Below are 10121 nucleotides of genomic sequence, written 5' to 3' on the forward strand. Positions count from 1 at the left end.
GGAGAAGGCGTAACAGTCACTTATGGTGAGCACCTGTTACGCTGAGCGCCGTTCACCCTCAGGGCGCAAGGAGGCTCCGCGGTATGGCGGACCAGCAGCAGACCCCCGGCGAAGTGGCGGCCACCGTCGATGTCGACCGTTCGGACGAGGCCTACCGCAGCTGGCTCAAGGAGGCCGTGCGCAGGGTCCAGGCCGACGCCAACCGCTCCGCCGACACCCATCTGCTGCGGTTCCCGCTGCCCGAGGAGTGGGGCATCGACCTGTACCTCAAGGACGAGTCCACCCACCCCACCGGCAGCCTCAAGCACCGGCTGGCCCGCTCGCTCTTCCTGTACGGCCTGTGCAACGGCTGGATCCGCCCCGGCAAGCCCGTGATCGAGGCCTCCAGCGGCTCCACCGCCGTCTCCGAGGCCTACTTCGCGGGCCTGATCGGTGTGCCCTTCATCGCCGTGATGCCCCGCACCACCAGCTGCGAGAAGATCAGCCTGATCGAGTTCCAGGGCGGGACCTGCCACCTGGTGGACGACCCCCGTACGGTCTACGAGGTCTCCGCCCGGCTCGCTGAGGAGACCGGCGGCCACTACATGGACCAGTTCACCTATGCGGAACGGGCCACCGACTGGCGGGGCAACAACAACATCGCCGAGTCGATCTACAGCCAGCTGCGCATGGAGCGCTATCCCGAACCCGCCTGGATCGTCGCCACCGCGGGCACCGGCGGCACCTCCGCCACCATCGGCCGTTATGTCCGCTACCAGCAGTACGACACCCGCATCTGCGTCGCCGACCCGGAGAACTCCTGTTTCTTCGAGGGCTGGGTGACGGGCGATCAGGGTGCGCACTGCGACCAGGGGTCGAGGATCGAGGGCATCGGCCGCCCCCGGGTCGAGCCCAGCTTCGTGCCCGGCGCCATCGACCGGATGATGAAGGTCCCCGACGGCGCCTCCATCGCCGCCGTCCGCACCCTGGAGGCGGTCCTCGGCCGCCGGGCCGGCGGCTCCACCGGCACCGGGCTGTGGAGCGCACTGCGGATCGTCTCCGAGATGCGGGCGGCAGGCCGCCGCGGCTCCCTGGTCACCCTGCTCTGCGACCCGGGGGACCGCTACCTGGACAAGTACTACTCCGACGCCTGGCTCGCCGAGCAGGGCATCGACATCGCCCCCTACCGGGCCCGGCTGGACGGCTTCCTGGCAGGCGGCCTCTGGGGCGGCTGAGCTGCGGCCGGGAACCCCCCGCGGTGACGACGGGCCGTCAGCGTGCCGGGGTGCCCACCGCTATCCGTGCGTCCAGCCGCCGGGCCGCCTGCTGGAAGGCCCGTCCCAGCAGCGGGCGCGCCGCCCCCCACAGCCCCCGCAGCGGCTGCCGGGCGTCCACCGCCGTCGTCCACTGCACCCGGGTCCCGCCGTACGGAGAGGGCGACAGCCGCCACTCCTCCATCATCGCCAGCAGCCCCGGGAGGCCGGCTTCGTCCACCCGGTAGACGAATCGCCGGGGCGGCTCCTGGACCAGCACGGTCTCCACCATGCGCACGCCCCCCGAGAGTTCCACCCGGCGGCAGCTGCCCTCCCCGTGCGGCGGTTCGCCCAGGTACTCCACCGAGGACAGCTGGCGGAACCAGAGGGGCCACCCGGCGGGCACCTCGGCCAGTTCCCGGAAGACCGCCTCCGGGGAGCCCGCCAGCACAGCGGAGAAGGACAGCCGCAGCCGGGCGCGGTCCAGGAACTCCGGTGTCTCCGGTCGCAGATGCCGTGCCATCGCGTACCACCTCCCGCTGGTGCGACAACTCCTCGGTGCGACGACTCCTCGGTGCGACGACTCCCCGGTGCGACAACCCCTGTGCGGCAGCCCGCCGGTCTCACCCGGGACCCCTCCGGCACCTCCCGCCGGCCGGTGCACGGCGCCCCGCCGGACCGACGGGCGCAGCCCGGTACGAGGTCGACCTCCCTCCCGCCCTGCGATGCACCGCACCGGCCGTGGCGCGCCCTCCCGCGGCACACCGTCGGGCCGCCCCCGGCCCTCCGGGATACGCCGCGGGCGCCATCGTACGCGGGACCCGTGCACGCCGGGAGGGCGCCTTCCGGCGGCGGAGGAGGCTCAGTCGGGCGCGCCGGCCAGTACCAGCTCCCGCACATGCTCCCGGGCCGCCTCCCGCGCCTCCTCCGGCAGCCCCGGGTCGCTGACCCAGGTGTCCACCTCGTCCAGCGCGGCGAACGTCGACAGGCCCACCGTGCCCCACTTGGTGTGGTCGGCCACCACCACCAGCCGCCGGGTGGAGGCCACAAAGCTCCGATTGGTCTCCGCCTCCGCCAGATTGGGCGTGGACAGACCGGCCTCGGGAGAGACGCCGTGGCAGCCGAGGAAGAGCAGGTCGAAGTGGAGCGAGCGGATCGCCCGGTCGGCGATCGGGCCCACCAGGGAGTCCGACGGCGTGCGCACCCCGCCGGTGAGGACCACCGTGGTACCCGCCCCGCTGCCCTGCCGCAGCGCACGCTCGAAGACATCGGCGACCCGCACCGAGTTGGTCACCACGGTGAGGTTCTCCACCTGGGTCAGCCGGTGCGCCAGGGCATAGGTGGTGGTGCCGCCGGAGAGGGCCACCGCGCTTCCCGGCGAGACCAGCCGGGCCGCGGCCCGGGCGATCTCCTCCTTGGCGGACAGCTCCAGCGAGGACTTGGCCTCGAAGCCGGGCTCATGCGTACGGGCCTCCTCGACCGGCACCGCACCGCCGTGCACCTTCTCCACCGCACCCTGCCGGGCCAGGGCGTCCAGATCCCGGCGGATCGTCATGTCCGAGACGCCGAGCCTGCGGGTGAGCTCATTGACGCGGACGCCCCCGCGGCGCCGGACCTCATCGAGGATCAGCGCCCGCCGCTGTTCGGCCAGGAGGTTGCTGTTCTCGGTCAAGGAGGCCGACCCGCCTTTCGCTGCGTCCCGGTTGCCGGGCCCATCGTCCCACGCGCGCCAGGGGGCGGCCACGGTCGGGTGAGCGCTCGGCACGTCATCCACGCCCTCCGTTCGGTTGCGGTTGGGACGCGAAGCGTGTAACCGCGGCATTCCGGCGGAACCATGGCCGCACCGGGCACGGCCCCCCGGCCCGCCCCGCCGCCATGCCAGCCTCTCGGGGGAGAGCACGCCATGACCCAGGCACCCCAGCGACCGGGCCACCCGCCGGAGCCCTCGGCGCTGCCCGTCCGGCCGCAACCCGCTGCAACCGCCCGGCCCGCCACCGCCGGACCGGCCCTGGAACTGCTGGTCCACGGCGTCGGCGGAGCCACCCCCGACGAGATGCTGGCCGACCCCCATCCGGTCCGGATCCTGGGCGACGACACCGCGGGCCTCTACCGCAGACGCCAGGACATGCATGCCGAGGACGCCCCGCCGGACCGCCGGCCGGACCCCCTCCAGGAGGCCTACTGCTGGTCCGGACTCACCTCCGGCGACGGTACCCGGGCACTGTGGCTGCTGCTGCTCCCCTTCATGGTGGTCAACCTCGCCCACTGGATGCGGCCCCCCGGCTCCGCGGTGCCGCACCGCCGCGCCGGGGCGCTCTACGACCTGCTGCTGCGGCTGCTGGCGCTGGTCCTCACGGTGCTGTTCGCGGCCGGCGCCTGCGAGGTGGCCATGGACCAGATCGCCTGGCAGTGCGCGGGAGGCGGCGACTGCGCCGCCCACCAGTCCTGGCTGCACTTCGCCGCCAATCCGCACAACTGGTGGCACCAGCCGGGCCGCCGGATCGCGCTCGCCGCACTGGTGCCGCTGGCCCTGGTCGGCCTGCTGGGCTGGCTGTCGCACCGCACCTGGAGCGCCTTCGAGGCCCACCAGCCGGACGACGGCAGGGCAGCGGAGCACCGCGAGGCGCCCATGGAACTGGCCGGTTTCTGGTACGGCAAGCGGGCCGTCGGCCGGCTGCGGATAGCCCACCTGGCCGCCGCCCTCGCCACCGTGGCCGCGGGCCTGATCGTGCCCGCGCTGCGCCAGGACACGGCACGGGGCGGGCCGACGGTCCTGCTCGGTGCCGGGGCGCTGCTGGCCGCGCTGCTGGCCGCGACCGTGGTGGGGGTGCTGGTCGTCCTGGTGGGCAGCGTCCGGCGGGAGGACATCCTGGACGACCAGGGCAACGGCGCCGTGGTCCGCAATCTGCACCGGGCCGCCCTCGGCATCTGCGTCGTCGCCGCCGTCTACGCGGGCTGGAGCCGCACGGGCTGGACCTCCGCCGACCTGCTGCCCGGCGCGGCCGTCCTCTTCACGGTGCTCGCCGCCGGTCAACTGGCCCTGGTCGCAGGGCTGGCAGCGGTCACCGCCGTACTGGCCGGCAGGCGCCGCCGCCCCGCGGCCGACCAGCCCGTCGCGCCGTACGGCCCGCCCGCGCCGCCGCCCCGTACGGCGACCGTGCCGGAGCAGGGGCGGTCCCCCGGACCGGCCGCCGAGGACCACCCTGCGGCCGGTCCGGTGCCGGACCCGGTGCCCGTCGGAGAGCACCCGGGCGCCCTGCACGCACCCGGCTTCGGCGGCCCCGGAGGCCCCGCACTGGGGGGCTTCGCAGGGCCGGCCACCGCCATGCTGGCCTGCGGGGTGGCCGTGCTCTTCACCTCCGGCGCGGTGGTGTGGACCGCGGACTGGCTCAACCGGGGCGCCGGACCGGGGCAGCACCACGGCGCTGCGCCGCTCGCGCCGCTGCTGCTCACCTGGCATGCCGTCTGCTTCCCGGTGGTGCTGCTGCTGATCGTCGTGCTGCTGCTGGCCGCCGCCGGCCGGATGCTGCTCCAGCAGCGCCGCCTCAGCGCCCGGGTGGCCGCCGAGTACGGCGTCGCCCCCGGCGACAGCAGCCCGGAGCGGTCCGCCGCCATCGCCGGAGCGCTGGCCAGGGCCAGGCTCACCGACTCCGGCCCGCCGCTGATCGGCGCCCTGGCGCTGTTTGCCCTGCTGGCCTGCGGGGGTTCGCTGGCCGGAGCATTGGTCACCCATCTGGCACCGGCCGACGCGGCCGACGGCACCCCCACGGTGGTCTCCTACGCCACCGACACCGCGCAGGCCCTGGGCTCCTGGCTGATCGGCACTTCCGTGGTGACCCTGGTGACCCTCGGCCGGCGCGCCTACAAGGGCGCGGCCGCCCGCCGCACGGTGGGCATCCTGTGGGACATCGGCACCTTCTGGCCGCGCGCCGCGCACCCCTTCGCACCGCCCTGCTACGCGGAGCGGACCGTTCCCGACCTGGTGGCCTGCGTCGGTGCCTGGTGCGGCCGCGGCCAGGGCTCCCGGGTCGTGGTCTCCGCGCACTCCCAGGGCACGGTGATCGCCGCGGCAGCGCTGTGGCAGCTGCCCGAGGCGGTGCGGCACCAGGTGAGTCTGCTGACCTACGGCTCACCGCTGCGGCGGCTGTACGGCAGGTTCTTCCCCGCCTACATGGCCACCGAGGACCTGGTCCGGCTGCGCAGCCATGTCCCGGCCTGGCGCAATCTCTACCGCTGCACCGACCCGATCGGCGGTCCCGTGGAGGTACCCCCCGCCGGGAGCGAGGAGCCCGTCGACGCACCCCCGTTCACCGATCCGCTCTCCTACGGCCGCACGCCCGCCGACCCGCTGCCCACCCAGATCGACGGCCATCTGCGCTACCAGACCAACCCGGCCTTCGCCGCGGAACGCGCCGCCCTGCTCGCCCGGCTGCGCTGACCGCCGCGGCGGCCCGCACGGACGACGCCATGCCCGCCGGGCAGGACGCAGGCTGCGGGCGTCAGCCGGGAAGGTCGGTGGGCAGCAGCAGTTGCAGCTCCTCCGTGGAGGGGTCGGCCAGCTGGGCCACCCGCACGGCGTGCCGCTCGACCATGGTCTCGAAGACCTGGCGGGCGGTGCGGCCGTTGCCGAAGGAGGGTCCGCGGTCCAGCGCGGCGAAGTGGCCCAGCAGTGCCTCGGCGGTCTCGTCGGCGAGCCGGTACTCGTGCTCCGCGCACTGGGTACGGGTGATCTGCAGCAGTTCCCCGGCGGAGTAGTCGGGGAAGGTGACGGTCCGTGAGAAACGTGAGGCCACGCCCGGGTTGGAGTCCAGGAAGCGCTCCATCTCGGCGGTGTACCCGGCCACGATCACCACCACCTCGTCGCGGTGGTCCTCCATCAGCTTCACCAGGGTGTCGATGGCCTCCCGGCCGAAGTCGCGGGCCCCGTCCGGTGGGGCCAGCGCATAGGCCTCGTCGATGAAGAGCACTCCGCCGCGGGCCCGGTCGAAGGCCTCCGAGGTGCGCAGCGCGGTGGAGCCGATGTGCTCGCCCACCAGGTCGACCCGGGCGACCTCCACCAGATGGCCCCGCTGCAGTACCCCCAGAGCGGCGAGGATCTCCCCGTAGAGGCGGGCGACGGTGGTCTTGCCGGTGCCGGGGGAGCCGGTGAAGACCAGATGGCGGCGGAGCGAGGGGGCCTTGAGCCCGGCCTGCTGCCGCCGGCGGCCCACCGAGATCAGATCGATCAGGGTGCGGACCTCCTGCTTCACCGTGTCCAGGCCGATCAGTGCGTCCAGGTCGGCCAGTGCCTCGTCGGCGTCCCGGTGGCCACCGACCGGGGCCGCGGCGCGGACCGCAGGAGCGATGGCGGTGGCGGTGGCGGTGGCGTCGACCAGAGGAGCGGCGGGGAGCAGCGGCATACGGCCGTCCAGCGGAGCCCCGCCGCCCAGGATGCCGCCGGCGCCCACCGCATGCTCGACGATCGAGGGACGGGCCGCGCCGGCGACGGCGGTCTGCGGCTTGAGGTCGTCGCTGCTGCACGCATCGAGTACCGGGCCGGGCTCGGAGAACTCAAAGCCGCCGCGGGCGTTCTGCTCCGCGCGGCAGCGGGTGAGGACCGGGCGGCAGCCGTCGATCACATGGAAGCCGTAGCCCTTGCCGTGGGAGACCCGGCAGTCCTCGAAGGTGCCCGCACCGCCGGCCGAGACATAGACCGCGGCGTCCGCGCTGCCGCGCACGGTGCACGACCGCAGCACCGGGTCGGCACCCCGGGCGATGATCACCCCGGTGGAGACATCGGCGATCTCGCACCCCTCCAGCGTGCCGCCGCTGCCCTGGTCGCGGAACCACAGGCCGGTGCCCGCGTCCTGGATCCGGCAGCGGTCCAGCCGCACCGTGGCGCCGCCGCTCACCGAGACGGCGGAGCTGCGGATCTGGGTGAGCGTGCAGTCCGCGACCTCGGCGTGCGACTCGCGGTCCAGGACGAAGAGCGCGTCCGGCACATCGTGCAGCCGGCAGTCGGTGAACGACACCCGGGCGCCGTCGCTGACCCACACGGCCGGGTAGTCGCCGGTGGAGTCATGGAGCTCGCAGGAGGCCGCCTCGGCGCGGGTGCCCGCGTCCCACACCGAGAGCCCGTTGCGGCCGAAGGACCGTATGGTGCTGCGTTCCAGGGTGAGTACCGAGCGGCCGCGCAGGTCCGCCCCGTTCTCCGGGACGTCATGGATGCGGGTGCCGTCGAGGGTGAGCACCGCCCCGCTGTCCAGGGTGAGTCCGTTGCCGGTGACCCGGTGCACCTCGCAGTCGGTGAGCCGGCCGGCCGCCCGCGCCTCGGCCTGCACCCCGGTGCCGTTGATCTCGTAGATCTCGCACTCCACCGCCTCGGCGGTGCTGCCGTCGCCGGTGAGCAGCAGCCCGGCGCCGAAGGCATGGTGGATCCGGCTGCGGTCCAGACGTACGGTGGCGCCCTCCAGCACCGCCACCCCGGCCTGCCCGCAGGGGCCCACCTCGCACTCCTCGAAGGAGCCGGCGGCCGCGTCGCGGATCCGTACGCCCAGTCCGCCGGGGTTGTCCACGGTGCAGCCGCGCACGGTGGGCCTGGCTCCGCCGCGGACCTCGATGCCCACCGCGGCGACGGTCCTGATGCGGCAGCCGCTGATCTCGGCGGCGGCGGCCGGTCCGTCGATCAGTACGGCCGCCGACGAGGTGTCCTGGCCCTCCAGGACCAGCCCCTGGACGGAGGCCGCGGCCAGCACCGTCAGCGCAGGGCCGGCCGGGGGCTCTATGCGCACCGAGCCGAGGGAGCCGGCCGCCACCACGGACAGCGGCTTGTCCAGCACGAGGTTCTCCCGGAACGTCCCGGGCCGCAGCGTCAGGGTGTCGCCGGGCTCTGCGGCGGCGACCGCCTCCGCCAGGCTCTCGTACTCACCCGCCCGGCGCCGCCAGCGGGAGCCCCCGTCCTGCGTGACTCGGACCCTCTGCTCTCCCATAGCGGAACGCGTCCCCACCTCTCGTCCGGCCGTGCTGCAGCCGCACCCCCGGGGACGGCCGAGGGCGGAGCCGTTGCCCAACCGTAGCGCCTCGGAGGTGATCATCCGTGCCTGGTGGGCGGAAGTCACGCCCGGTCAGGTCGCCTGTCGGGCAGTGGACGCGGACCCTCCTCCAGCACCGTCACCGGATCGCCCACCCGCAGGGTGCCGAGGACGTCCCCGGTCCGCCCGGCCGGGCGCTCCGGCACCAGGTTCTGCCCGAACACCAGGCGTTTGCCGAACCGGCGGTGGCGGGCCAGGGCGCGCAGCGGCTCCGGACCGCGGACGATCCCGGCCTCCTGGTCGGTGGTGGTGATGACGCATCGGGAGCAGGGTTTGACCACTCGGAACAGCATCTCGCCCACCCGGATCCGCCGCCAGCCGTCCTCTGCCCAGGCGGTGCTGTCGCCGATCACCAGATTGGGCCGAAAACGCTCCATGGGCAGTGCCGCACCCGCGACCGGATCGCCGGGGTGGCCGGCGGCGATCAGATCGTTGAGGGCGTGCAGTGAGGCGGTGGCGGTCAGCAGCAGCGGAAAGCCGTCGGCCAGCGAGACCGTCTCCCCGGGCGCGTAGTCGGGGTCCACCGGGCGGCGGCGGGGGTCGTCCAGATGCACCAGGCGCAGCTCGGTGCCGAGCAGCCCGGAGAACCAGAGGTGGGCCTCCTTGGCGGCCTCGGCGGCCAGGAAGCTGCTCGCCCAGACGGAGACCTCGGCGGCCGGGTCGCCGCGCTCCAGCGACGGCGGCGCGATCTGCAGCGGTTCGGTCCCAGGGGCGCTGGCCAGCAGTCCGCCGTCGGGCTGCGGCTGGATGTGGACCCGGGCCAGGCCGGGGAGGTCCCGCTGGCTGACGAAGCGGCCCGAGGGGTCGGTCAGCATCCAGCGCCGGTCCCCGGTCAGCCCCCATGGTTCGACCGGGGCGGCGGCGGGGCTCAGCCGGCGGGCGGACTTCAGGGGGTAGATGTGCAGGGCGCTCAGGTACGGCATGGGTTCATGGTCTCAGGCGTCCCGCCGCGGCCTCCCGGGGCCGGGCCCGGACCACCGGGCGGGCGGCAGCAGGCGCCGGTGCGCGCGGGCAGCAGCCGGCAGCAGCCAGGTATGCGACCGGGCCGATCGGAAGATCCCGATCAGCCCGGTGACGACCCTCCCTCCCGGCCCGACGAGGGGCGGGAGGGCCCCCTTGCTCCTCCTCCCGGCGCGCTGCGGCACCGGGCTCGTACGACGGGTGTGCGGCCGGCGAGGTGGCGCCGGCCCCGTGGATCAGAACCCCTGGAACCCGCCACGCGGGTACTGCTGCTGGTCGCCGTACTGGTTGGGCGCGGCCGGGCGCTGCGGCATCGGACGCACCGGCGCCACGGGGGCGACCGGGGCCATCGGCGCCGTGGCCGGGCGCAGCCCGTTGCCGCCGAAGCTCTGGCCCTGGGACGGGTAGCCGTAACCGCCCTGCTGGCCGGGTCCGCCCTGCGGCATCGAGGGCATGCCGTGCGGCGGGGTGCCCTGCTGCGGGGCGGCCATCCGCTGGCCGGGCAGGTACGGCTGGGGGGCGCCGTACTGGGGGGCCTGCGGCGCCGCGTACTGCGGGGCGGGAGCCGGGGCCTGGGCGTAGGAGCTCGGGCCGGGTCCCAGTGCCGGGCGGGCCGGAGGCAGCGCCGGCAGGTTGCTGGCGGACTCGTACCCGCCGTAGCGCGGCTGGTCGTAGGGGGAGGGAAAGGCCGGCGGCAGGGCAGCCGGCACATTGATGGGGGCGATCTGGGGGACACCGCGTTCTGCGACAAGGCTGTCGTAGATGGGGGTGTCGGAGGAGAAGGACGGAGCGTAGTAGCCGACTCCGTCGAAGGAGCGGGAGGTCATGCGCATACGGTAAGCCACTGTGTGCCTGCTGA

At 74.4% G+C, this 10121-nt stretch carries 7 protein-coding genes; 2 read left to right on the plus strand and 5 right to left on the minus strand.

The window, feature by feature from the left end:
* Positions 1-83 precede the first annotated feature (83 nt).
* Entirely contained in the window at positions 84-1214 is a 1131-nt protein-coding gene (locus tag AB0761_RS31235) for a PLP-dependent cysteine synthase family protein (protein WP_377272525.1), read from the plus strand.
* A 37-nt stretch (positions 1215-1251) separates the two neighbouring features.
* On the opposite strand, the gene AB0761_RS31240 is transcribed toward AB0761_RS31235, so the two are convergent.
* The gene (locus AB0761_RS31240) at positions 1252-1755 is read right to left on the minus strand and encodes an SRPBCC family protein (RefSeq protein WP_377272526.1); all 504 of its coding nucleotides are present in this window, start codon (positions 1753-1755) and stop codon (positions 1252-1254) included.
* 339 nt (positions 1756-2094) lie between these two features.
* Positions 2095-2904, minus strand: coding sequence for a DeoR/GlpR family DNA-binding transcription regulator (locus AB0761_RS31245; RefSeq protein WP_377272527.1), 810 nt, complete (start codon positions 2902-2904; stop codon positions 2095-2097).
* Positions 2905-3135: 231 nt separating this feature from the next.
* On the opposite strand from AB0761_RS31245, the gene AB0761_RS31250 reads away from it, so the two are divergent.
* Positions 3136-5670 (plus strand): hypothetical protein, encoded by a 2535-nt coding sequence (locus AB0761_RS31250; protein WP_377272528.1) that lies wholly within the window; start codon positions 3136-3138, stop codon positions 5668-5670.
* Positions 5671-5731: 61 nt separating this feature from the next.
* On the opposite strand, the gene AB0761_RS31255 is transcribed toward AB0761_RS31250, so the two are convergent.
* The 3 genes from AB0761_RS31255 to AB0761_RS31265 form a co-directional block, all read right to left on the minus strand.
* The gene (locus AB0761_RS31255) at positions 5732-8200 is read right to left on the minus strand and encodes a right-handed parallel beta-helix repeat-containing protein (RefSeq protein ID WP_377272529.1); all 2469 of its coding nucleotides are present in this window, start codon (positions 8198-8200) and stop codon (positions 5732-5734) included.
* 125 nt (positions 8201-8325) lie between these two features.
* The gene (locus AB0761_RS31260; RefSeq protein ID WP_377272530.1) at positions 8326-9225 is read right to left on the minus strand and encodes an MOSC domain-containing protein; all 900 of its coding nucleotides are present in this window, start codon (positions 9223-9225) and stop codon (positions 8326-8328) included.
* Positions 9226-9498: 273 nt separating this feature from the next.
* Positions 9499-10089 carry a DUF6643 family protein gene (locus AB0761_RS31265; protein ID WP_377272531.1) on the minus strand — a complete coding sequence of 197 codons (591 nt, stop codon included), beginning with the start codon at positions 10087-10089 and terminating at the stop codon, positions 9499-9501.
* Between the last annotated feature and the right edge of the window lie 32 nt (positions 10090-10121).

Origin of the sequence: Peterkaempfera podocarpi, from assembly GCF_042466665.1 — a bacterium.
Taxonomy (GTDB): Bacteria; Actinomycetota; Actinomycetes; order Streptomycetales; family Streptomycetaceae; genus Peterkaempfera; species Peterkaempfera podocarpi.

What these genes read in the sequence shown, in the direction of transcription:
- AB0761_RS31235 (WP_377272525.1), top strand. Translation starts at nt 84, where the DNA reads ATGGCGGACCAGCAGCAGACCCCCGGCGAAGTGGCGGCCACCGTCGAT.
- AB0761_RS31240 (WP_377272526.1), bottom strand. Translation starts at nt 1,755, where the DNA reads ATGGCACGGCATCTGCGACCGGAGACACCGGAGTTCCTGGACCGCGCC.
- AB0761_RS31250 (WP_377272528.1), top strand. Translation starts at nt 3,136, where the DNA reads ATGACCCAGGCACCCCAGCGACCGGGCCACCCGCCGGAGCCCTCGGCG.
- AB0761_RS31255 (WP_377272529.1), bottom strand. Translation starts at nt 8,200, where the DNA reads ATGGGAGAGCAGAGGGTCCGAGTCACGCAGGACGGGGGCTCCCGCTGG.
- AB0761_RS31260 (WP_377272530.1), bottom strand. Translation starts at nt 9,225, where the DNA reads ATGCCGTACCTGAGCGCCCTGCACATCTACCCCCTGAAGTCCGCCCGC.
- AB0761_RS31265 (WP_377272531.1), bottom strand. Translation starts at nt 10,089, where the DNA reads ATGACCTCCCGCTCCTTCGACGGAGTCGGCTACTACGCTCCGTCCTTC.